The organism is Clostridium sp. USBA 49 (genome assembly GCF_900167505.1).
In the GTDB taxonomy this organism is placed as follows: Bacteria; Bacillota; Clostridia; order Clostridiales; family Clostridiaceae; genus Clostridium_AT; species Clostridium_AT prolinivorans.
In genome coordinates this window covers 31322-56729 of record NZ_FUYD01000006.1, presented here as the reverse complement: position 1 = coordinate 56729, position 25408 = coordinate 31322, and the positions used below count along the sequence as shown (strand labels likewise).

19 protein-coding genes and 1 other annotated feature are annotated in these 25408 nt (G+C 26.8%); of the genes, 15 read left to right on the top strand and 4 right to left on the bottom strand.

Annotated elements, in window-relative coordinates; translation table 11 throughout:
* Window positions 1-268 precede the first annotated feature (268 nt).
* Genes B5D11_RS07350 through B5D11_RS07340 form a run of 3 tightly spaced genes read left to right on the top strand, consistent with a single transcriptional unit; the run spans window position 269 to window position 5591 of the window.
* A complete protein-coding gene (locus B5D11_RS07350; protein ID WP_180376974.1) occupies window positions 269-1570 on the top strand; it encodes a metallophosphoesterase family protein in 1302 nt (433 codons plus the stop codon).
* Window positions 1571-1572: 2 nt separating this feature from the next.
* On the top strand, window positions 1573-4371 hold the full coding sequence (locus B5D11_RS07345) for an ATP-binding protein (protein ID WP_078682401.1): 2799 nt from the start codon (window positions 1573-1575) through the stop codon (window positions 4369-4371).
* Between the two features lie 26 nt (window positions 4372-4397).
* Complete coding sequence (locus tag B5D11_RS07340; protein WP_078682400.1) at window positions 4398-5591, top strand: transglutaminase-like domain-containing protein; 1194 nt, start codon at window positions 4398-4400, stop codon at window positions 5589-5591.
* Window positions 5592-5611: 20 nt separating this feature from the next.
* On the opposite strand, the gene B5D11_RS07335 is transcribed toward B5D11_RS07340, so the two are convergent.
* The 3 genes from B5D11_RS07335 to B5D11_RS07325 form a co-directional block, all read right to left on the bottom strand.
* Entirely contained in the window at window positions 5612-5968 is a 357-nt protein-coding gene (locus tag B5D11_RS07335; RefSeq protein WP_078682399.1) for a tetratricopeptide repeat protein, read from the bottom strand.
* Between the two features lie 469 nt (window positions 5969-6437).
* On the bottom strand, window positions 6438-7244 hold the full coding sequence (locus B5D11_RS07330) for an ABC transporter permease (protein WP_078682398.1): 807 nt from the start codon (window positions 7242-7244) through the stop codon (window positions 6438-6440).
* Window positions 7234-8001, bottom strand: coding sequence for an ABC transporter ATP-binding protein (locus B5D11_RS07325; protein ID WP_078682397.1), 768 nt, complete (start codon window positions 7999-8001; stop codon window positions 7234-7236). The genes B5D11_RS07330 and B5D11_RS07325 overlap by 11 nt, the downstream gene beginning before the upstream one ends.
* 380 nt (window positions 8002-8381) lie before the next feature.
* Between B5D11_RS07325 and B5D11_RS07320 the strand changes: the two genes are divergently transcribed.
* From B5D11_RS07320 to B5D11_RS07275, 10 genes are all read left to right on the top strand, one after another.
* On the top strand, window positions 8382-8759 hold the full coding sequence (locus tag B5D11_RS07320) for a hypothetical protein (RefSeq protein WP_078682396.1): 378 nt from the start codon (window positions 8382-8384) through the stop codon (window positions 8757-8759).
* Window positions 8746-9447 (top strand): F0F1 ATP synthase subunit A, encoded by a 702-nt coding sequence (locus tag B5D11_RS07315; protein ID WP_242942255.1) that lies wholly within the window; start codon window positions 8746-8748, stop codon window positions 9445-9447. The genes B5D11_RS07320 and B5D11_RS07315 overlap by 14 nt, the downstream gene beginning before the upstream one ends.
* Before the next feature lie 115 nt (window positions 9448-9562).
* The gene (atpE, locus tag B5D11_RS07310) at window positions 9563-9796 is read left to right on the top strand and encodes an ATP synthase F0 subunit C (protein ID WP_078682394.1); all 234 of its coding nucleotides are present in this window, start codon (window positions 9563-9565) and stop codon (window positions 9794-9796) included.
* Window positions 9797-9908: 112 nt separating this feature from the next.
* Window positions 9909-10388 carry a F0F1 ATP synthase subunit B gene (locus B5D11_RS07305; protein WP_078682393.1) on the top strand — a complete coding sequence of 160 codons (480 nt, stop codon included), beginning with the start codon at window positions 9909-9911 and terminating at the stop codon, window positions 10386-10388.
* A 1-nt stretch (window position 10389) separates the two neighbouring features.
* Window positions 10390-10932 carry a F0F1 ATP synthase subunit delta gene (locus B5D11_RS07300; RefSeq protein ID WP_078682392.1) on the top strand — a complete coding sequence of 181 codons (543 nt, stop codon included), beginning with the start codon at window positions 10390-10392 and terminating at the stop codon, window positions 10930-10932.
* A 16-nt stretch (window positions 10933-10948) separates the two neighbouring features.
* A complete protein-coding gene (gene atpA / locus B5D11_RS07295) occupies window positions 10949-12466 on the top strand; it encodes a F0F1 ATP synthase subunit alpha (RefSeq protein ID WP_078682391.1) in 1518 nt (505 codons plus the stop codon).
* Window positions 12467-12531: 65 nt separating this feature from the next.
* Window positions 12532-13380 (top strand): ATP synthase F1 subunit gamma, encoded by an 849-nt coding sequence (atpG, locus tag B5D11_RS07290; RefSeq protein WP_078682390.1) that lies wholly within the window; start codon window positions 12532-12534, stop codon window positions 13378-13380.
* A gap of 23 nt (window positions 13381-13403) precedes the next feature.
* Window positions 13404-14804 (top strand): F0F1 ATP synthase subunit beta, encoded by a 1401-nt coding sequence (gene atpD, locus B5D11_RS07285; RefSeq protein ID WP_078682389.1) that lies wholly within the window; start codon window positions 13404-13406, stop codon window positions 14802-14804.
* Window positions 14805-14815: 11 nt separating this feature from the next.
* Entirely contained in the window at window positions 14816-15214 is a 399-nt protein-coding gene (atpC, locus tag B5D11_RS07280; protein WP_078682388.1) for an ATP synthase F1 subunit epsilon, read from the top strand.
* Between the two features lie 228 nt (window positions 15215-15442).
* Window positions 15443-19753 (top strand): 2-hydroxyacyl-CoA dehydratase, encoded by a 4311-nt coding sequence (locus B5D11_RS07275; protein ID WP_078682387.1) that lies wholly within the window; start codon window positions 15443-15445, stop codon window positions 19751-19753.
* A 121-nt stretch (window positions 19754-19874) separates the two neighbouring features.
* On the opposite strand, the gene B5D11_RS07270 is transcribed toward B5D11_RS07275, so the two are convergent.
* The gene (locus B5D11_RS07270) at window positions 19875-20897 is read right to left on the bottom strand and encodes an ABC transporter substrate-binding protein (protein ID WP_078682386.1); all 1023 of its coding nucleotides are present in this window, start codon (window positions 20895-20897) and stop codon (window positions 19875-19877) included.
* 179 nt (window positions 20898-21076) lie between these two features.
* Window positions 21077-21299: a binding site (T-box leader), on the top strand.
* A gap of 70 nt (window positions 21300-21369) precedes the next feature.
* On the opposite strand from B5D11_RS07270, the gene B5D11_RS07265 reads away from it, so the two are divergent.
* A complete protein-coding gene (locus tag B5D11_RS07265; protein ID WP_078682385.1) occupies window positions 21370-24015 on the top strand; it encodes a valine--tRNA ligase in 2646 nt (881 codons plus the stop codon).
* Window positions 24016-24078: 63 nt separating this feature from the next.
* Window positions 24079-25374, top strand: a complete 1296-nt coding sequence (locus B5D11_RS07260) for a bifunctional folylpolyglutamate synthase/dihydrofolate synthase (protein ID WP_078682384.1) — start codon at window positions 24079-24081, stop codon at window positions 25372-25374.
* Window positions 25375-25408 lie beyond the last annotated feature (34 nt).

Below are 25408 nucleotides of genomic sequence, written 5' to 3'. Positions count from 1 at the left end.
TTTTTATGTCAAGATTTAACCTTAAGTATCTTTAATTTGCAATATAATATTTTATATATTAAATATCCACAATTTCTATATTTTTAAAATATTATTAAAGTTAATAAATGCTCAATAAAGTTTTATTTAGTTTTAAATTACAAACTGCAAATAAATATAATAAAAAATAAAAATTACATACCAATTTTTACATACGTATCATGCTTTTTTATAGATAATTACAGGTTTTTCTATTATAATATAATCAATAATGCTTAGGAGGACATTTATGAAAAATGAAATAAAATTTATTCATACCGCAGACATACATTTAGGAAGTATTCTTCATTTTACAAGGAAAATAAAAAATAATAATATTATAGATATTAGAGATAATGCTGTGTACAATTCATTTAAAAAAATATGTGATATTGCAATAGATAAGAGTGTAGATTTTATAATTATAAGTGGAGATATATATGATAAAGAAGCTCGCTCAGTTAAAGGTAATAGTTTTTTTATAAACCAATGCAAAAGATTAGAAGAAAATAATATAATGGTATTTGCTATTGGTGGAAATCATGATCCAATAAATAAAGATAATGAACTTTTTAATCTCCCTAGTAATGTATATATATTCGGTTTTGAAAAACCAGAAATATATGAATTTAAAGATGAATATGGAAAAATATATTGTAGAATTATTGGACAATCTTATAGAGATAATTGGGATAGCAGAAAAATGTATAGCCATTATAATTTACCTAAAGATAATGCATTAAATATTGCTTTAATGCATACTCAATTAGATAATTCTAATAATTACGTTCCATGTCTTCCTGCAAATTTAAAAGCTATAGAAGGAATAGACTACTGGGCACTTGGTCATATACATAAATATAAAATTATAGATAATAATCCTTTTATAATATATCCTGGAATACCTCAAGGAAGAGATTTAGGAGAAGAAGGTTATGGTGGAATTGTTTTTGTTAAAGCTTATGATAATGTAATAGAAAATATAGATTTTATTAATACTTCAGATGTATTATGGAAAAAAGAAGAGGTTGATATAACAGGAGAAAAAAATATAAAAAATTTAGGGGATTTAGAAGATTTTTTATATTTAAAGTGTGAAAACTTGATAAAAGATATTAAAGAATATTCTCAATATATAAAAGGTATAGCAGTAAGATTTATTATAACAGGCAGAGGAGAAATATATAACCTTATTTTAGAAAAAGAAGATGAAATTAGAGAATATCTTTTAGATAATTTAAATAATAAATATATAAATTATGATCCTTTTATATATGTAGATTCTATAGAGTTAAATTTAAGAAAACCTATTGAAAATTTGGAATTATTAAAGGATAATAATGAGCTCTTAAAAGAAATAAGTAAGATTTCTTTAGAGTGTTTAAAAGATGATGCATTTATAAAAAGATTAGGTTCTGTTTGGGAAAGAACAAATTCAGTAGAAGATATAAATATAAAAAAATTACAGCTTAATGATGAACTTTTAAGTTATATAGTAAAACAGGCAGAAAATATTATTATAGATGCTGTTTTGGAAAAAGGTGATGATTAAATATGAAAATAAAAAGACTTTATATAGGTAATATGGGAATTTATAAAAATGCTTTAATGAATAATATATCTCCTAAAATTGTAGTAATAGGAGGATTAAATAGGGCGGGTAAAACTACATTATTAGAAATTTTAAGATATATGTTTTATGGATTTCCTAGAAATTTAAGAGATGATAGCATAGAATATTATGTTGAAAGTGATATAATAAGTGATTCTTTAGAAAATCTTAATTTGCGTATTAGTGGGTTTAGTGAGCCTCAAATAACTTCTTTAGATTTTCATAAATCAGTATCTTTAAAAGAATTACATAAAAATATAGATATTTATACTTATAAAAAACTTTATACAATTACACTTGATGAACTTAAAAGAGCAAAAGGGAAAGATGAAGAAGAAAAGCTTCAAGCTGTTTTACTTGGTGCTGGTATAAAAGATATAATCCATATCCCTAAACTTATAGATAATTTTAGAAAGGAAAAAGAAAAAATAGGCGGAAAACTTGGAAATCCAAATACTAAAATGTTTAAACCTTATTATGATAGTGTTTTAGAAGGAATTGAAAATAGAGATGAAGCACTTAAAGAGCTTAAAGAATACAATGAAAAATGTATTGAATTAAATAAATTAGAAGAAGAAATAAATAATTTATATAAAGACATTAACAAAATTGAAAATGAAATAATAATTTTGGAAACTTTAAAAAATAATTTTGATATTTACAAAGAAAAGCAAAATATAGAAATAGAAATTGAAAATTATGAAAAAGAACATGATTTTCAAGGATTTGATAAATTTCCATCTTTGGAAAGAATGGAAATATTATATGAAGAATATAAAAATATATATAATGAATATAAAAAAACCACCAAAAAAGATTCTGATATTATAAAGTATTACAATAAACTTTTAAATAAAAAAAATGATATAACAATATTTGAAAAGCAAAAATCAGGTATAAAGCAAAAAATTGAAAATTATTTATCATTAAAAAATCAGCTTGAAATTGATGAAAATAATATTTTTAAAAAAATGAATTATTTAAATTCAGATTGGAATGAAGATATATCTGAAGTCTTAAGTATAGATTGTGATTTTATAAAAGAGGATAAGCTTTTAATGCTTATAGATAACATAAAAAAAGAAGAAGATAAAAAAAAGCAGATACTTTGGGAAATTGAAGATATAAAATCTAAAAACAAAATAATAAAATCTGAATTTAATAATATAGAGTCATTAAATATAAATAATTTAATTAAAAGATATTTATATACTTCTACAGGAATAATTTTTTTAGGAATAGTTTTATTTATTTTTAACAAATTTATAGGGGGAAGCATAACTGTAATAGGGGTTACTATACTATCTATTTATTTTATAATAAAATATTTTTCTCAAAATAATTTATTAATAAAAAAAAGAAATTTAGAAATTGAACTTAAATCTTTAGAAAATAAGTTAAAAAATAGCAGTTTAAATTTAGAAGCTATTGAAAATAATATTAAAAGTTTATATGAAGAATTAAAATTATATAAAAATAAGCTTAAAATAAAAGGAGAAGTTTCTATAAATTCAATATATCAATATTTTAAAGATATACAAGATTTAAAAGAAAAGATTTTTAATTTAAAAAATACAAATAAAAAAATACAAAATCTTTATTATGATATAAAATCAGATTTACTAAAAGTAAAAGATATAGTAAGCTTATACGTACATAATAATTTATACGAAAATGATAATATATTAAACTATAAAGATGAAATATTTAATGCAATGGATACTGCAGCAATGCATTTAAATAAAGCACAAAACTTTGAAGATATTAGTATTAAAAATCAAATAATGAAAAATAAAATCAAAAAAGTTTTTTTGATAGAAGAAAATACTGAAGATATATTAGACATTATGGAAGAAAAAATTAACAAAGTTAGAATATATAACAAATATGTTGGTTTAAAATTTAACAAAGAATTAATAGAAGAACAGCTTAAAAAAATTATGAAAGGGGATAGGATAAAAAAGGCTTATTCTGAAATTTATAATGATAATAATTTTAATATTGACTATATATTTTTAAACTATACTTCTAAAGACCAAATAGAAAGAGAATATGATACTTCTAAAGCTAAATTAAAAAATCTTCTTTTAAATTTAGAAAATATAAAAGAAGAAAGACAAAAGATAAAAATAGATATTGATAATCTAAAGACATCAGAAAAACTTGAAAAATCTCAAAAACAAATAGATGAAGCTAGAGGACTTATGGAAAATTTAGCTTTAAAATATTCTTATTATGCTGCTGCAGAATATATTTTAGAAAAAGTTCAGAAAAATTTTATAGAAAGAGCTAAGGATTCTATTTTAGTAGGAGCAAGTAATATTTTAGATAAAATAACAGGTGGAGAAATTAAGTCTGTGCTACCTTCAGACAATATTCTTCAATCAGATTTTAAAGTAGAAAATAAAAACAAACAAATTTATAAATCCGTAGATGTATTAAGCACGGGTACAGCAGAACAGTTATTTTTATCTGTAAGAATTAATAGGATAAAAGAGATAAATCCTAAATTCCCAATTATATTAGATGATGCTTTTGTAAATTTTGATAGTATTCATACTAAAAATACTTTAAATATATTAAATGAATTAGTTAAAGAACATCAAATATTTATTTTAACTTGTCATAAAGAATTGTTAGAAATAATAAACAATATAAGCTGTGATGTTCAATATTGGAAGTTAGAAGAAGGAAATTTTGAAGTTTCAGATTTTGAAAAACTTACAAAATATTTATCTTAAAATATGGCAGCAAAGAGGTGATGCTTATGAATATAAATCCCATAAGTTTTATTTTGATTGTAGTTTTTATATATCCTATATTAAAAGGCTTTTTTTTAAAATTTTCATCTAAAAATTTAAAAGCAGATATTAAAGAAGTAGAAAGTAATATATCTTTTATAATTTCTTTATTTTTAGGTATAAATATTTCAAAAAAAATATTTATTGAGCATGATAAGGGAATTTATAAAAAAATATATGAAATAATACCTATAAATATAAAAATGTATATTGATAATAAAATGATAATATTTTATGTTGTCATTATACCTTTAATGATATTTATATTTTATAAATTATTAGGAATTGTTTTAGAAATATTAAATTATATTATTTTTTATCCTGTTTTGGATGCATTAGAGAAATTTATTCAAAATAAAAGTAATATATCAAAAAGAATTACTGGGGGTATAAGTCAAATACCAAAAGCTATAAGCTATACTCTTATTATTACTTTTATTTTAAATTTTGCTTCTATGTTCAATATATTAAGTAAGTATAATGTTTATTTAGAAGAATCAAAAATATATAGTGCTTTATGCAAAGAAATAGTAGTACCTATATCAAATTCTAAACTTGCTAAAAAGTTGCCTGATATTTTAGATAATTCATTTAAAATTGTAGTAAAAGAAACAGAAAACAAAAATGAATATTCTAAAGATACAAATATATATCCATCAAATACATCTGATAAAAAAGTTATAATTTATTATAATGGTATTACATTAGACGAAGGTATTAAATCTAATGAAAACATAAGATCCTTTGCTAAAAATTTGACAAAGGATGCAGCAAGTGATAGAGAAAAAGCAAAAATATTATATGAATGGATTGGTAAAAACATAGATTACGATTATGATAAAGCAAACAGTGTATTAAATAATGATTTTAGTATGAAATCTGGAGCTATACCTGCTTTTGAAACTAAAAAAGGAATTTGTTTTGATTATGCTTGCCTTTATGTAGCTATGGCGAGGGCAAACGGATTAAAGGTTAGAATTATAACTGGAGATGGCTTTAATGGTATAAGCTGGGTAAGTCATGCTTGGAACCAAGTTTACATAAAAGAAGAAAACAAATGGATTAATGTAGACACTACTTTCTATAAAGGTGGAAATTATTTTGATAGCAAAAGATTTAATATTGATCATAGAAATGAAAGAGTTGCTGGTGAATGGTAATAAAAGCCGTAGATTTAAATCTACGGCTTTTTAACATAACTTTTTAGTATTGAGTTAATTGCTTTTTCACAATCATCATCATTATTATCAAGAGACCAAGCTGTGTTAAAATATATTAATGCCTTTTGAGGATTATTAAGCATAATATAACAATAACCCAAATTAAAGAAATATTTGCTTTCTCTCTTTTTCATTATAGCAGATTTTAAAAGCGGAATTGCTTTTTTATATTCTTTAAGTTTTATAAAACACACTGCTGCGTTATAAAGAGAGGCAGCTTCATTATCTTTATAAATTACAGCTTGCTCATACATTTCTATAGCTTTTTTGTAATCTTTAATACTATATAATTCATTTGCTTTTTGAAAATAGTTCATATATTCCTCCTATGTTTATATGTAAATTAAATATTTATATATATCTTATATTTATGATATATATAAAATATTTATGAAAAATATTCCATTTAAATTTTATCCATATTTTACAAGATATATACATAAATAATTAAATTACTAAAAAATTTTTAATACCTTCCGTAAAGCTTATAAGACTTAATAAGAAACTCTAATTTAAAAATAGCCGCAAATTAAGTGGTTTAATTTAATAAAATTTAAAATAAAAAACACTTAATTTGCGGCTATTTTTTGCAATGAACTTATATAATTTACTTAAGTTCATTACATATATTTTATTTATTTTTTAATATAACATTATAATTATCTCACAAAAAGTCTCTTTATTTAAATATTGACTATTATATAGATAATATAAATCTAGAAACACTATAAATTGTATAGTGGGAATTAATTTAAAGCTTATTGTGGGTTAATAATATTATCAAATTTATTTTAAAGTATATCCTCTGCTAAATTTTTTTTCTATAATAGCCACAATTTGATACATAAAATAAGCTAAAATTGAAAGTATAATAATACTCATCATTACTGTATCAAGCTGAGCTACTTGACCTCCAAAAACTATTAAAAATCCTAAACCTTCTTTAGATACTAAAAATTCTCCCATAATTACACCAACCCAAGATAAGCCGACATTTATTTTTAGTGAAGATATAAGAGTAGGAATAGAAGCAGGTATTATAAGATGACTTAAAATTTGAAATTTTGATGCCCCAAGAGTTATCATAAGTTTAATTTTATCTTCATCAACTTCTTTAAATCCATTTAATATACTTATTATTGTAGACACTATAGATATTAGTACTGTAACAAGAACTATGGCTTTCATTCCATTACCCATCCAAAATATGATAATAGGAGCTAGAGCTATTTTTGGTAAAGCATTTAAAACAACTATATATGGATCCAATACCCTGTTTGCAAAATCAGACCACCATAAAAGTATTGCAATAAGTGTACCTATAATAGTACTAAGCAAAAAACCAATTACAGTTTCTATACATGTTATAAATATATGCCTAAACAAAGTTCCTTCATTATATACTGTAATTAAACTTTTAATCATGCGTGAAGGTGAGCTTGTTAAAAAAGGATCAATCCATTTAAATGATGCAGCTATTTCCCAAATTGAAAAAAATGCAATAAGTATGCCTAATCTAACAATTATTATGATAGTATTCCTGCGTTTAACTTTTTTTAAATACTGTTTATGCTCTAAACTTTCATTTATCATTTACGTCCAGCTCCTTCCATATTGTATTAAAATAAACTCTAAATTCAGGTGCTTCTCTATGCTTTAAAGGGGTATTGAATTGTTCTTCAAATTTTATGTCAATTATATTTTTTACTGTAGCAGGCCTTTTACTTAAAACTATTATTCTGTCGGACATAGATACAGCTTCAGAAATATCATGGGTTACCATTATTGCTGTTTTATTTTCTTTTTTTATTATTTGATATATTTCATCGCTTACATTTAATCTTGTTTGATAATCTAAAGCAGAAAAAGGTTCATCAAGGAGAAGAACTTTTGGATCTAAAGCTAAAGTTCTTATAAGAGCAACTCTTTGCCTCATTCCACCTGAAAGCTCATTTGGATAATGATATTTAAAATCTAAAAGGTTATAATTTTTTAATAACATATTTATTTTTTCTTTTGTATAAGTATTTAACTTATGTTGTATTTTAAGACCTAAACATACGTTATCAAAAACTGTTAACCATTCAAAAAGATGATCCTTTTGAAACATATATCCTATATCTTTAGAAATTGCAGTACATTCATTCCCTCCTATATAAACTTTACCAGAAGAAGGTTTCAAAAGACCTGCAATAATGTTTAAAATAGTAGATTTACCACAACCAGAAGGGCCGACTATACTTATAAATTCTCCTTTTTTTACACTAAAACTAAGGTTATTAATAGCTTGGGTTTCATTTTTTAGGGTATGATAATTCATATATATATTACTAAGCTCTACTATGTTCATAACATCAGCTCCTTATTATATTCTTATACTATTAAAAAATAAAAATTATTGATACTTTATTATATGAAAAATGGATATATAGTGTTAAAATTAAAGTTAATTTATAGGTATTTTATATGAAAAGTTAATTTGGTGTAGTAAAATAATAATTTAAGCATGGAGTTTATAGTCTATTTTTAAAGAAGGTGTTATTATTGCTTTGATAATATATTTTTAAAGTTAAATATTTATATATGTTTTTTATAATCAAAGAATATAAGGAGAAAACAAGACTTAAAACGTTTAGACAAGCTTAAATTAATATAATTTGTTATTTTTAAAATTTGATAAGTAAAACATAATGTTTATAATAAGTTTATATGAATGTGAGGTAAAAACAATTGGTAGAAGTATTAAGTACATTTAAAAAAATTATTGTATTTGATATTTTAATAGGAATATTAGGAATAATAATTGTAGAAGTTATATCTAAATCTAATAATTACACAGGAGAATTTCTGCTAGGTCTATTTTTAGGAGCAGCAGTTTTTTTTATTTTTGGAATAATAAGTGCCAATATACTGGTAAAACGAAAAAAGAAATCATTAAAAATTTTAACCGCTATAAATTTTCTAAAGCCATTAATTATTTGCATAATAGGTATTATCATATTTAATAATAATATTAACAATATGATTTCTTATATTATGGGATTTACTTCTCATATTATTGCAATAATAGCCTATGGTATATTTAATTTATTTAATGAAAGGAAGTGATTGTGTGGGCGAAGAAAGTTATCTTTTTAATTTAAATTTTTTGGGGCATACTTATGGATTTTCTAAAAATATAATTGCACAATGGATTATTATTATTTTGATTACAGTGTTAAGTATATTCCTTACAAGAAATTTAAAAAAAGTTCCAGACAAAAAGCAGTCCATTGCTGAGCTTTTGGTAGAATATACAAATAATTTTGTTAAATCTACCATGGGAGAAAATTATATAAATTTATCACCATATGTAGGATCTCTTGTAGCTTTTTTACTTTTTATGAATTTAACTGGATTGGTTGGCTTTAAACCTCCTACTATGGATTATAGTGTTGCTTTAGGCATGGCTTTAACAACTTTTGTAGTTATTCAATGGTATGCTATTAAAAAAGTTGGAATTTTTCATTATTTTATTGGCTTTACAAAACCAGCATTTTTTATGCTGCCTATGAACTTACTTGAAAGAGTCTTACTTCCAGTGTCTTTAAGTCTTCGTTTATTTGGTAATATGACTGCAGCGGCAGTAATATTAGAAATTGTTTATGAAGCACTTGGAGGAATAAGCTTCTTTGCACAAATTGGCTTGCCAGTACCTTTACATGTATATTTTGATATTTTTGATGGTACAGTACAAATGTTAGTATTTACTATGCTTACTATGATAAATTTAAAAGTTATAGCAGAGCATGAATAACATATATTTTATAATTTTATTCTAGTATAACCCCCTAAAAAGCTATAAAATTATTTTATTTGCTAAATAGGGAATTATAATAAATATTAATTGATTTAAAGGGAGGAATATTAATATGACAAGTGCAGGATTTATAGCAATAGCAGCAGGAATTGCAGTATTAGCAGGAATAGGAGCAGGAGTATCAACAGGTAATGCAACAGGTAAAGCTGTTGAAGCTATTTCAAGGCAACCAGAGGCAAGTGGTAAGGTAACTACAGCACTTCTTTTAGGTAATGCTTTTGCAGAAGCAACTGCTGTTTATGGATTATTAGTTGCATTAATGTTAATAGGTAAAATAGCTGGTTAATTTTGATTTAGTGCCTAAGAAGGCACTAAATCAAAATTAATTCTAAAATGCCTTTATAAAAAACAAACTGCCTAAACAGTTTTTGATTTACTGAAAGGAGGCAAGATTAGTTGTGGAGATAAATTGGCTAACTGTCATAGCTACAATTATAAATTTTGGAATTTTAAATATTATTTTAAAGCATTTTCTTTATAAACCTGTGACAGAAACTATTAATTCTAGAGAATTAGAAATAATAGAAAGAATAAAAAAATCAGAAGAAGCAGTAAAAACTGCTGAAGCTTTAAAAATGGAGCATGAAGAAAAAATAAAAAAAGTTTATGAAGAAGAAGAAAAAATAATAAATGAATCAAAATATAAAGCTGTAAAACTATCAGATGAAATAATAAATAAAGCTAAAGAAGAAGCAGACAACATTCTTGAAAGAGCAAGAAAAGATGCAGAAAGAGAAAGACAAAAGGCTGAAGATGATATAAAAGCTCAAGCTGTAAATTTAGCTATATTGCTATCTTCTAAGGCTTTAGAAAAGGAATTAGATGAAGAAGAGCATAGAAGACTCATAAATGAGTATATCAATGAGGTAGGTGTTTAATTTGAATGAAACATATGAATATCTAGAAAAAAGATATGCACTTGCCTTATATGAAATAGCTGAAGACAAGAATAAAACCAAAGAGTATTTAGAAGAATTAAGAGAAATAACAAAAATTATGCATGACAACAAAGAATTTTTAGAATTATTAAAACATCCTAATATAAGTACATCTAAAAAGAAACAGCTACTTGAAAATATATTTAAAGGAAAAATAGAAAATGATATACTATCTTTTTTGTTAATACTTGTTGAAAAAGACAGGATAATGGAGATAGATAGGATTTTTAATGAACTTGAAAATATTTATTTAGGGAAAAATAAAACTTTAGTTGCTCATGTAAAGACTGTAATTCCTCTTAATGAAGAAGAAAAAAAATCTTTAATAAGTAAACTTGAAAATAAGTACAACAAAAAAGTTATTTTAGATGAAGAGATTGATAAAAGCATAATTGGAGGAGTATTTGTTAAAATTGGCGATGATATAATTGATGGAACAATTAAAAGCAGATATGAAGCAATGAAAAAATTGTCTCTTAAATAAGAATAGAGGTGAAATAATGAACATAAAACCTGAAGAGATTACATCTATTATAAAAGAGCAGATATTAAAATATGAAAATAAATTAGAAACTATAGATTCTGGTACCGTAATACAAGTAGGAGATGAAGTTGCAAGAATACATGGATTAGATGATTGTATGGAAGGCGAACTTCTTGAATTTTCTAATGGTGTTTATGGTATGGCTTTAAATTTAGAGCAAGATAATGTAGGTGCTGTTCTTTTTGGAAGTGAAAGAGGAATAAAAGAAGGAGATATAGTTAAAAGAACAGGAAGAGTTGTGGAAGTTCCAGTAGGAGAAGCTCTTCTTGGAAGGGTTGTAAATGTATTAGGAGAGCCTATAGATGGTAAAGGACCTATTAAAGCTTCTGAATATAGACCCACAGAAGTTATTGCTCCTGGGGTTATTGATAGGCAATCAGTAAAAGAACCACTTCAAACTGGTATAAAAGCTATAGACTCAATGATCCCTATAGGTAAAGGACAAAGAGAACTTATTATAGGAGATAGACAGACTGGAAAGACTGCCCTTGCAATTGATACTATAATAAATCAAAAGGGTAAAGATATAATTTGTATATATGTTGCTATAGGTCAAAAGCAATCAACTGTAGCTAATATATATAATACATTAATTGAAATGGGAGCTATGGACTATACAATAATAGTTTCTTCTACAGCGTCAGAAACAGCTCCTCGTCAGTTCCTTGCTCCTTTTGCTGGTTGCAGTATGGGAGAATATTTTATGAATAAAGGTAAACATGTTTTAATAGTGTATGATGATCTTTCAAAACATGCATCAGCTTATAGAACAATGTCATTATTACTTAGGAGACCACCAGGCAGAGAAGCATATCCAGGAGATGTATTTTATCTTCATTCAAGGCTTTTAGAAAGAGCAGCTAAGCTTTCTGACAAATTAGGTGGAGGATCAATGACGGCACTTCCTATAATTGAAACTCTTGCTGGAGATGTTACAGCATATATTCCAACTAATGTTATATCTATTACAGATGGTCAGATATTCCTTGAATCAGAATTATTCTTTTCAGGGCAAAGACCGGCTGTTAATGCAGGTATTTCAGTTTCAAGAGTTGGAGGAAATGCACAGATAAAAGCTATGAAGCAAGTTGCAGGTACTCTTAGACTTGACTTAGCACAATACAGGGAATTAGCAGCTTTCTCACAATTTGGTTCAGATTTAGATAAAGAAGCAAAAAGAAGATTGGAAAAAGGTAAAAGAATAACTGAAATATTAAAGCAGGATCAATATAAACCTATGTCTGTTGAAAAAGAAATAATGATTTTATATGCAGCTGTTAATGACTTTTTAATGGATATAGATGTTAATAAAATAAAATTATTTGAAGATAAATTTTTAGAATATATGAATATTCATCATAAAAAAATAGGTGAAGCTATACTAGAAAAGGGAGAACTCACCGACGAAATTAAAGAATCATTAAATAAGGCAATTACTGAATTTAAAAAAATATTTTTATCTAATGAGGTCTAAGCTTAAAAAAAGACATAGCAATTTTAAATTGCTATGCCATCTAAGGATTGTAGGAGGTGTTTAATGTGGCAGGGCTAGGACTTGTTGCTATAAAAAGCAGAATAAAGTCTGTAACAAATACACAAAAAATTACAAAAGCCATGGGACTTGTTGCCACTTCTAAGCTTAGGAAAACTAAAGAAGCATTAGATATAAACAGTCCTTATTATGATTCTTTAATGGCTGTATTAAATGAAAGTTTAAAGCATCACGAAATAAGTAATGTATATAAAAATGGTAATGGTAACAAGAAAAAATTATATGTAATATTTACTTCAGATGAAGGTCTTTGCGGTTCTTTTAATTTAAATGTATTGAATAAAGCATTAGAGGAAATATCTAAAGATAAAGAAAATTCTTTATTATTTATTTTAGGAGAAAAAGGAGTATCTTTTTTTAATAAATATAATTATAAAATATACAAAAAATATACTGATATTCATGATGTACCTACTTTAGGAGACTCAAATGCTTTTGCTATGGACATTTTAAATATTTATGACAACAATGAAGTAGGAGAAGTTTATGCAGTTTATAATAAATTTTTAAGTACTGCTAAACAAGAAGTAACTATAGAAAAAATTTTACCTTTAGGAGACGAAGAAAATTATTCTACGAAATATATAGAATTTGAACCTGAAGTAGATGATTTTTTAGATGATATTGTTCCTATTTATATTAGGGCAAAAATGCTTAATTTATTAATTCATTCAAAATGCAGCGAGCAATCAATAAGAATGGCTGCTATGGATGGAGCTACTAAAAATGCAAATCAATTATTAGATAAATTAAAACTTCAGTTTAATAGAATGAGACAAAGTGCTATAACTCAAGAAATATCTGAAATTGTAGGCGGAGCAGAAGCACAAAAATAAAAAAAGGAAGAGGAGAGAGGCTTATGGCTGAAAATGTAGGCAAGGTAGTACAGGTCATAGGACCAGTAGTAGATATAAAATTTAATTCAGAAAATCTTCCTAGTATATATAATGCTATTGAAATAAATTTAGGGCAAAATAAAAAACTTACTGTAGAAGTTGAGCAGCACATAGGAGACGATATTGTAAGAACTATAGCTATGGATTCTACAGAAGGATTAAAAAGAGGTATGGAAGCCCATGATACAGGGAAACCAATATCAGTTCCAGTAGGAAGAGAATGTTTAGGAAGACTTTTTAATGTATTAGGAGAAACCATAGACGAGGGAGAAAGTATAAAGGCAAGTTTATATTATCCAATTCATAGACCAGCTCCAAGTTTTGAAGAGCAATCAGTTGTACCAGAGATGTTTGAAACAGGAATTAAAGTTATTGACCTTATAGCACCTTATCAAAAAGGAGGTAAAATAGGACTTTTTGGTGGTGCTGGAGTAGGAAAGACTGTTTTAATTCAAGAGCTTATAAATAATATAGCAAAACAGCATGGAGGTATATCAGTATTTACAGGAGTTGGAGAAAGAACAAGAGAAGGTAATGACCTTTATAATGAAATGAAAGAATCAGGAGTTATAGAAAAAACTGCTTTGGTTTTTGGACAAATGAATGAGCCGCCGGGTGCAAGAATGAGAGTTGCTTTAACCGGTCTTACTATGGCAGAATATTTTAGAGATCAAGGTCAAGATGTACTTCTATTTATAGATAATATATTTAGATTTACTCAGGCTGGTTCTGAAGTTTCAGCACTTCTTGGAAGAATACCTAGTGCTGTAGGATATCAACCAACTCTTGCAACTGAAATGGGAGCATTACAAGAAAGAATTACATCAACCAAAAATGGTTCCATTACTTCAGTTCAGGCGGTTTATGTTCCTGCTGATGACTTAACTGATCCAGCGCCAGCTACTACTTTTACACATCTTGATGCTACTACTGTACTTTCGAGATCAATAGTAGAATTAGGAATATATCCGGCAGTTGATCCTTTAGAGTCAACATCTAGAATACTTGATCCTAGAATTGTTGGAGAAGAACATTATAAAGTAGCTAACGATGTAAAACATATACTTGAAAGATATAAAGAACTTCAAGATATAATAGCAATACTTGGAATTGATGAGCTTTCTGAAGAAGATAAGCTTGTAGTATCTAGAGCTAGAAAAGTGCAGAGATTTCTTTCACAGCCTTTTACAGTAGGAGAACAATTTACTGGAATACCTGGTAAATTTGTGCCTGTAAAGGAAACTGTAAGAGGATTTAAGGAAATATTAGAAGGAAAGTATGATGACATACCTGAAGCTGCTTTCTTGTTTGTTGGAACTATTGATGAAGTAGTTGAGAATGCAAAAAAGATGATGGCAGACTAGGGGGAAGATAAATGGATGAAAAATTAAAACTTATGATTTTAACCCCAGAGAGAAAAATATTTAATGGAGAAGTTAAGGAACTTTCTACAGAAAGTGAAATAGGACGATTTGAAATTTTACCTAATCACTTAGATATGACTACTTCTTTAGTACCGACAGTAACATATTTTACTACTATAGATGGAAGAAAATTAAAACTTTTTACATCTACAGGAGTTTTAAAAATTTCAAATAATAAATTAAATTTGCTTTGTGAAACTGCAGAATGGCCAGAAGAAATTGACATAAACAGGGCAGAAGAAGCTAAGAAAAAAGCAGAAACAATTTTAAGAAAAAATCAATTTAGAGATTATAAAAAAGAAGAACTAAGGTTAAAAAGAGCTTTAGCAAGAATAAAAGCTGCAGATTAGTGTATGCCCAAGTGAATATTTATTATCGCTTGGGTTATTTTTTTAAGTTGAATAATATGAATTAAAGTTATATAATATATAGTATATTGAAATAAAACGATAATATGTTTTAAGTAATAAATAATATATTTTAAATAATATATAAAATTTGAGTAAATTTACTCAAATTTTTAATATTTTATAGGCATGCTTCGTAATGAAGGGGGGAATAGCTTTTTAGCTAAAAATATGGACAAAGTTTTATATATGGGATTAGATGTAGGTTCTACTACAGTAAAATTAGTAATTTTAGATAGTTTTAATAATATAATTTATAGTAAATATGAAAGACATTATTCAGACATAAAAAAGACAATAATAAATATAATAAATGAAGCTTACAATAAATATAAAAATGAAAATATAAAAATAGCAATAACAGGTTCAGGTGGTTTTTCTATTTCTAAATGGCTTAATGTACCTTTTATACAAGAGGTTATTGCATCTACTAACACTATTGAAAAATTTATTCCTCAGACTGATGTGGCTATAGAACTTGGAGGAGAAGATGCAAAAATCACTTATTTTGATGGAGGATTAGAACAAAGAATGAATGGTACCTGTGCAGGAGGGACAGGAGCATTTATAGATCAAATGGCTTCACTGCTTAAAACTGATGCTGCAGGGCTTAACGAACTTTCTAAAAAACATAAGATTATATATCCTATAGCATCAAGATGTGGTGTATTTGCAAAAACAGATATACAACCCCTTTTAAACGAAGGAGCAGCAAAAGAAGATATTGCAGCTTCTGTATTTCAAGCTGTTGTTAATCAAACAATAAGTGGACTTGCTTGTGGTAAGCCTATTAAAGGGAAAGTAGCTTTTTTAGGAGGACCTCTTTATTTTCTTTCAGAACTTAGGAAAAGATTTATAGAAACACTTAATTTATCTCCAGAAGAGAGTATTTTTCCAGAAAACTCTCAACTTTTTGTTGCTATAGGAGCAGCCTTAGCTTCTAAAAATGGAGATACTATTTCATTTAAAGATTTTCTTCAAAGGTTAAATTCTATTTACAATAATACTTCAAATGAAGTAAGAAGACTAAGACCTCTATTTAAAGATGAAGATGAACTTAAAGAATTTAAAGAAAGGCATGAAAAACATAAAGCTTTAAGAAGAGATTTAAATAGTTTTAAAGGTAAATGTTTTTTAGGAATTGATGCTGGTTCTACTACAACAAAAGCTGTACTTATAGATGAAGAAGGAAGTATACTTTATTCTTCTTATGGAAGTAATGAAGGAAGTCCTTTAAATAGCTCTATAAAAATTCTTAAAGATTTATACAAAAATATGCCAAAAGAAGCCAAAATAGTTAATTCAGTTGTAACAGGTTATGGAGAAGCTTTATTAAAAGCTGCTTTAAATATAGATATAGGAGAAATTGAAACTATAGCACATTATAAAGCTGCTGAGTTTTTCTTACCAGGAGTAGACTTTATATTAGATATTGGCGGGCAAGATATGAAATGCCTTAGAATAAAAAATGGTGTTATAGATAGTATATTATTAAATGAGGCTTGTTCTTCAGGCTGTGGTTCTTTTATCGAAACTTTTGCAAATTCTTTAAATATGAGCGTAGATGATTTTGCAAAAGAAGCATTGAAATCTCAAAATCCAGTAGATTTAGGCTCAAGATGTACTGTATTTATGAATTCTAGAGTTAAGCAAGCACAAAAAGAAGGGGCTACTGTTGCAGATATATCTGCTGGACTTTCCTATTCTGTAATTAAAAATGCACTTTTAAAAGTTATTAAGGTTCGTGATTCAAAAGAAATGGGTAAAAAAATAATAGTTCAAGGTGGAACATTTTATAATGATGCTATTTTAAGAAGTTTTGAACTTGTATCAGAAAGAGAAGCAGTAAGACCAGATATTGCAGGGCTTATGGGAGCTTTTGGCGCATCATTAATAGCTAAAGAAAGATATGAAGAAGGCATGGAAAGTACTTTATTATCTGAAGAAAATTTAGATAAATTTTCTTCACAAACCACTATGAGAAGATGTGGATTATGCGGTAATAATTGTCTTTTAACTATAAATAAATTCAATGAAGGAAAAGAATTCATATCGGGAAATAAATGTGAAAGACCACTTGGAATAACTAATAAAAAACAAGATATACCTAATATTTACGATTATAAATATAAAAGACTTTTTAAATATAAGCCTTTAGATATTGAAGAAGCTTCAAGAGGGACAGTAGGAATTCCAAGAGTTTTAAATATATATGAAAATTATCCATTTTGGTTTACTTTTTTCACTGAGTTAAAATTTAGGGTAGAATTATCTCCTAGATCATCAAAAAAAATTTATGAAATGGGAATTGAAACAATACCATCAGAATCGGTATGCTATCCAGCTAAAATAACTCATGGACATATAATGAGTCTTGTAAATAAAGGAATAAAATTTATTTTTTATCCATGTATACCATATGAACAAAAAGAAAAAGAAGATGCGGATAATCATTATAACTGCCCTATAGTAACTTCATATTCAGAAGTTATAAGAACTAATATGGATATATTAAAAGAAAAAGATGTAAAATTTATGAATCCTTTTTTAGCTTTAGATGATAAAGAAAAACTTAAGAAAAGACTTTTTGAAGAATTTAAAACTTTCGGTGTTACAAAGGCTGAAATAGAAAATGCTGTAGAAAAGGCTTTTAAAGAGCAGGAAAATTTCAAATCAGATATAAGAAAAAAAGGAGAAGAAGTACTAGAATATTTAAATAAAACAGGTAAAAAAGGTATTGTTCTTTCAGGAAGACCATATCATATAGATCCTGAAATAAATCATGGAATACCAAATTTAATAACAGAATTTGATATGGCTGTACTTACAGAAGATTCTATTGAACACTTGGGTAAAATAGAAAGACCTCTTAGAGTCGTTGATCAATGGGTATATCATTCAAGACTTTATGGTGCTGCTAGCTTTGTAAAAACTCAAAAGAATATAGAGCTTGTTCAATTAAATTCTTTTGGATGTGGATTAGATGCAGTAACCACAGATATGGTTCAAGAAATTTTAGAGAGTTCTAATAAGATATTTACAGTTTTAAAAATAGATGAAGGTAACAATCTTGGTGCAGTTAGGATACGTATTCGTTCTTTAAAGGCTGCTATGCAAGAAAGAGATAAAATGGGATTTAAACCTTCATTAATAACTAAGCCTTTAAAAAGAGTTATTTTTACTGAAAAAATGAAGGAAACTCATACAATATTAGTACCACAGATGTCTCCTATTCATTTTCAATTTTTAGAAGAAGCTTTTAGAGCGTCAGGCTATAATCTTGTTGTTCTTCCTTCTGTAGATAAAGATGCGGTAGATGAAGGACTTAAATATGTAAACAATGATGCTTGCTATCCTTCTATAATAGTTGTTGGACAGATTATAGAAGCTATAAAATCAGGTAAATATGATATAAATAAACTATCTGTAATGATTTCTCAAACTGGAGGCGGATGCAGGGCTACTAATTATATAGGTTTTATAAGAAAGGCTTTAAAAGATGCTGGATATGAAAATATACCTGTAATATCTTTAAATGCAATGGGTATAGAAAAAAATCCGGGATTTTCTATAACGATTGGACTTTTGAATAAAGCTATGATGGCAGTTGTATTTGGCGATTTACTTATGAGAGTACTTTTAAAAGTAAGACCTTATGAAGAAGTAAAAGGTTCAGCTAATCTTTTGTATGAATTTTGGACAGAAAAATGTAAAGAAGCAGTAAGAAAAGGAGATAGAAAGCTTTTTAAAAAGTATGTAAAAAAAATAGTAGAAGATTTTGATAATATTGAGCTAAAAGATATAATAAAGCCTAAAGTAGGATTAGTTGGAGAAATATTAGTTAAATTCCATCCGACAGCAAACAATAATATAATAGATATTATTGAAAGCGAAGGTGCCGAAGCTGTAATGCCTGATTTAATGGATTTTCTTATGTATTGTGCATATAATGCAAATTTTAAAAAGAGATATTTATCAGGAACAACAAAAGCTCAAATTGCAAGTAATGCCGCTATAGTTGGTATGGAATATTACAGAATAGAAATGAAAAAAGCTTTAAATAAAAGTAAAAGATTTAGTGCTCCTAAAAGTATTAATAAATTAGCTCAAGGAGCTAAAGAAATATTATCTTTAGGGAATCAAACAGGTGAAGGATGGTTTTTAACTGCAGAAATGATAGAGCTTATAGAAAGTGATGTAAAAAATATAGTGTGTATGCAGCCTTTTGCTTGTCTTCCAAATCATGTTACAGGTAAAGGAATGATAAAAGGATTAAAAAATAAATATCCTGATGTAAATATAACAGCTATAGATTATGATCCAGGTGCTAGTGAGGTAAATCAGCTTAACAGAATAAAACTCATGCTTTCTGTAGCATTTAAAAATTTAAACATTGAGACAGGCAATGAAGCATTAAATGAAGCGGCTAGTGATAAAAAAATAGAAATAGAAACTAAAAATGGTTTAGATATAGGATTTTAAAAAAGCTTTCAATAAATTTAAAAGCCATGCATAAAAATTTTTTATGCATGGCTTTTATTTATAAAAATTAATAATTATTATAGTAGTTTTTCGCCGCTCTTTTATATTATATAAATAAAAACTACTTTACATTTTTTATAGCTTTTTCTGCAAAGCTATTATTAACTATTTTATCAAAAGGAGGTCTTTCAGGTAAGATATCTGCTTTATAAGATTGAATGATATCCATAAGCCTGGTCATATTTTCTTCTTTTAAAACTAAGTTTGGTGCATAAGCATCTATGTCTTTATAGTTTTTAACAACTTGTGCAATTAAATCTTCATCTGTCCCAGGGAAAAATGACTTTATAGATTTTGCAATTTCTTTTTCATTGTGATTTTGAACCCAAATCTGACCTTTATAAACAGCTCTAGTAAATTTTTCTATAACTTCAGGATTTTTTTCTATATATGATTTTGTAGAATAATAACAGGTGTATGGAATTATTCCAGCTGAAGCACCAACAGAAGTTACTATATAACCTGTATTATCTTTTCTTAAAAGGCTTGCATTTGGTTCAAACAATGCAGCATAGTCAGCAGTACCTCCCTTAAATGCTCCAGTTACTGCAGAAAATGCAATATTAGTTATCATTTCAACATCTTTTGAAGGATTGATTCCATGGTTTCTTAATACATATTCAAGTGTCATTTGAGGAACCCCACCAGGTCTGCCTCCTAATATAACTTTACCTTTTAAAGATTCCCATTTAAAATCTTTTTCTTCTTTTCTAGACACTAAAAATGAACCGTCCTTTTGTGTAAGCTGTCCAAATACTATAGGATAATCTTCTCTTTTTTGATTATAGATGTATAAAACTTGTTCTGGCCCAGAAAAACCTATATCTACACTGCGGCTTAAAACCTGCTGCATAGTTTTGTCTGCACCTTCGCCTGTTGTAAGGTCAATCTCTAGTCCTTCTTCTTTAAAAAAGCCTTCATTCATAGCAACATAAAAAGGTGCATAGAAAATGGAACGGGTTACTTCATTTAATTTCACCTTTATAACATCACTATTGTTTTTTTTATTACAACCACTAAATAAAGTAATAATTAATGCAAAGGATAATAGCAAAGGAAATAAGGTTAAATACTTTTTCTTCATAAATACCTCCATTAAAAATCTTAGTATACTTTATATTATGAAGTGAGAAGTAATAGTGTTAATAATTGTTTAAAGTTTATGATTTATATAAAAATTTAATAATATTTAATTTCTTAAATAATATTGACAGATATTAAAATAATAGTATAATAATTAATAATTAAAACATAATATATTAATAAAAAGCTTTGATAAAGAGGAGTAAAGGCTTGGAGTATTAAGAGAGGAAAGTTCTAAGGCTGAGAGACTTTCTATACAAATTGCCTTGAAGGTAGCTTTGGAGCTTCTTGCTTGAATTTTAGTAAAGCAAGACGGTTTTCTTAACTGTTAAAAATTTAAGAGCCTATCGACTTGTGTCTGTAGGAAAAAAGGTGGTACCGCGATTATGTCTTCGTCCTTTTATGGATGAAGGCTTTTTTATTTATTAGTTAAAAATTATAATGTACAATATACAATATGAGGAGATGAAGTTATGGAAGAGTTAAAAAATATTGCAACCACATATAATCCAAAAGAATTTGAAGAAAGAATTTATAAAACTTGGGAAGAAAAAGGATACTTTACTCCAAAGGTAGACAAAAATAAAAAACCTTATACTATTATTATGCCTCCTCCAAATATAACAGGTAAGCTTCATTTAGGTCATGCATTAGATAATACACTTCAAGATTTTTTAATAAGGGTTAAAAGGATGCAAGGCTACAGTACACTTTGGCTTCCAGGAGAAGACCATGCTAGTATAGCAACGGAAGTTAAAGTTGAAAATGAGCTTTTAAAACAAGGTTTAAAGAAAAAAGAAATGGGAAGAGAAGCTTTTCTTGATAAAGTTTGGGAATGGACATATGAATATAGAGAAAGAATTAGAATGCAGCTTAAAAAAATGGGAGTTTCAGCGGATTTTACAAGAGAAGCTTTTACAATGGATGAAAATTTAAGTAAAGCTGTTAGAACAGTTTTTGTTAAATTATATAATGAAGGGCTTATATATCAAGGAAATAGAATAACAAATTGGTGCCCAAAATGTAAAACAGCTCTTTCTGATGCGGAAATAGAATACAGTGAACAAAATGGATATTTTTGGCATATAAAATATCCAGTAGTAGGAAGTGATGAGTATTTAGAAATAGCAACAACTCGTCCAGAAACAATGCTTGGAGATACAGCAGTAGCTGTAAATCCTAAAGATAAAAGATATAAACATTTAGTAGGTAAAAAACTAATTTTACCTTTAGTTAATAAAGAAATTCCTATAATAGAAGATGACTATGTAGATTTAGATTTTGGAACAGGTGCAGTTAAAATAACTCCTGCTCATGATCCAAACGATTATCAAGTTGGTAAAAGACATAATTTAGAAGAAATAAATATTATGAATGAAGATGGAACTATAAATGCTTTAGGCGGTAAATATGCAGGCATGGATAGATACGAAGCAAGAAAAGCAATAGTTAAGGATTTAGAAGAGCAAGGATATTTAGTTAAAATAAAAGAACATACTCACAATGTTGGATGCCATGATAGATGTAAAACTACAGTAGAGCCTATGATTTCAAAACAGTGGTATGTAAAAATGGAAACTTTAGCAAAACCAGCAATAGAAGTTGTTAAAGAAAAAAAGATAAAATTTGTTCCAGAAAGATTTGAAAAGATATATTATAATTGGATGGAAAACATTCAAGATTGGTGTATATCAAGACAGCTTTGGTGGGGACATAGAATTCCTGTTTGGTACTGCAAAGATTGCGGGGAGATTAATGTTTCTATAGAAGAGCCAAAAACTTGCTCAAAGTGTAAAAGCAGTAACTTAGAACAGGATAAAGATGTTCTTGATACTTGGTTTAGTTCCGCTCTATGGCCATTTTCAACTTTAGGATGGCCAAATGAAACAGAGGATTTAAAATACTTTTATCCAACAAATACTCTTGTAACAGGTTATGATATTATATTCTTCTGGGTAGCAAGAATGATATTTTCAGGTCTTCATAATATGAACGATATTCCTTTTGAAACTGTACTTATACATGGAATTATAAGAGATGCAGAAGGAAGAAAAATGTCTAAGTCTTTAGGCAATGGTGTAGATCCATTAGATGTAATAGAAAAATATGGAGCAGATGCTTTAAGATTTATGCTTATAACTGGGAATGCTCCAGGAAATGACATAAGATATCAAGAAGAAAAGGTTGAAGCAGCTAGAAATTTTGCAAATAAGATTTGGAATGCATCTAGATTTGTTATAATGAATTTAGATAAAAATATTATGGAAAAATATAAAGATGATAAAGATTATACTATAGCTGATAGATGGATATTATCAAGATTAAATACTGTTTCTAAAGATATAACTGATAATATAGAAAAATTCGAACTTGGAATAGCATCACAAAAGATATATGATTTTATTTGGTCAGAGTTTTGCGACTGGTATATAGAATTAGTCAAACCTATACTTTATGGGAATAATGAAAGAGCAAAGGGTATAACTTTTAATGTGCTTTATAAAGTTTTAACTACAAGTTTGCAGCTTCTTCATCCTATAATGCCATTTATAACAGAAGAAATATATACACATTTAGACGCTGAATATGAATCAATTACAATATCAAAATGGCCTGAATATGATGAAAATTTAAATGATAAAGAAGCAGAAGAAAATATGGATTATATTATAGATGCTATTAAAAGCATAAGGAATGTAAGAGCAGAGATGAATGTTCCACCATCAAGAAAAGCAAAAATTTTAGCTTTAGTTTCAAAAGAAGCTGAAAAAGCTTTTATATCTGGTACAATTTATTTTGAAAAACTCGCATTTGCATCAGAGATTAATATGTTACAATCTAAAGAAGAAATTCCTCAAAATGCTGTTTCAGTAGTTACAAGAGGAGCCGAAATATATATTCCTCTTTTAGATTTAGTAGATAGAGAAAAAGAACTTGAAAGACTTAATAAGGAAAAAACAAAGCTTTTATCTGAAATAGATAGAGTAGAGAAAAAACTTTCAAATGAAAAATTTGTAAATAAAGCTCCAAAGGCTGTTGTAGATGAAGAAAGAGCTAAAGGTGAAAAATATAAAGAAATGCTTAATGCAGTTATTCAAAGAATTAAAAATTTAAATTAAAAATAGCAGAGGATTTTCCTCTGCTGATTAATTTATATAAATAAAATAGAAACTGGTGATAAAATGAATTATATTGAATCTATGAGTTATATAAAAAATACTGCAAAATTGGGGAGTAATTATGGATTAGAAAGAACAGAAAAGATTTTAGAAATTTTAGGGAATCCTCATAAAAAATTAAAATGTATACATATAGCAGGAACTAATGGTAAGGGTTCTACAACTGTTATGATAAGTGAAATTTTAAAAGAAGCAGGATATAAAGTTGGTATGTATATTTCTCCGTATTTAGAAGAATTTGAAGAAAGAATTCAAATAAATAGTGAGAATATATCCAAAGAAGATTTAGCTAAAGTAGTAACTGAAGTAGCTAAAGCTGTAGATAAGGTAATTAGCTTAGGATATGAACATCCTACAGAGTTTGAAATAATAAGTTGTGCTATGTTTAAATATTTTTATGATAAAAATGTAGATTATGCTGTTATTGAAGTAGGTCTTGGAGGAAGATTAGATTCTACTAATGTTATAATACCTATATTAAGTATTATAACTTCTATAAGTTATGATCATATGAAAATACTTGGAGATACTTTAGGGAAAATTGCCTATGAAAAGGCTGGAATAATAAAAAATGAAGTACCTTTGGTTTTATATCCTCAAGAAGAAGAAAGCTATAATGTAATAAAAAATATATGCACTGAAAAAAATTCTAAACTTATAGATGTTAAAAGAAATACTGCGGAATTAAAATATATAGATTTTAATAATTTTAAACAAAATATTATTATTAAAACTAATGAAAATTATTATGAAGTAGAATTTAACCTTTTAGGAAAACATCAAATGTTAAATTGTTCTGTTGTAATACATGCAGTAGAAGAACTTATAAGGCAAGGTATAAATATAGAAAAACAACATATTTTAAAAGCTTTAAAAAATGTAAAATGGCCTGGAAGATTAGAGGTTATGAAAAAGGATCCATTGGTAGTTATAGATGGAGCACATAATGTAGATGGTATAAAAAATTTAAAAGAAAGCATTGATGTTTATTTTAAATATAATAATATAATTCTTATTTTAGGTATATTAGCTGATAAACAAGTTGGAAATATGATAAATATAATAGCTCCTAAAGCAGCTAAAATTATAGTTACAGCTCCTCATTCTGAAAGAGCAGAAACTTCTAAAAAACTTGCTTATAATATAAAGAAAATTAATCCTAATGTAGAAATTGAAGATGATTATGAAAAAGCTTATAAATTAGGATTATCTTATTGTCAAAAAGATGATTTACTCCTTATATGTGGATCTCTTTATATGATAGGAGATATGAGGAAAATAATAAAAAATGCTTATTAATTATTAACAGTTTGCCCTTAGTTACATATTATAT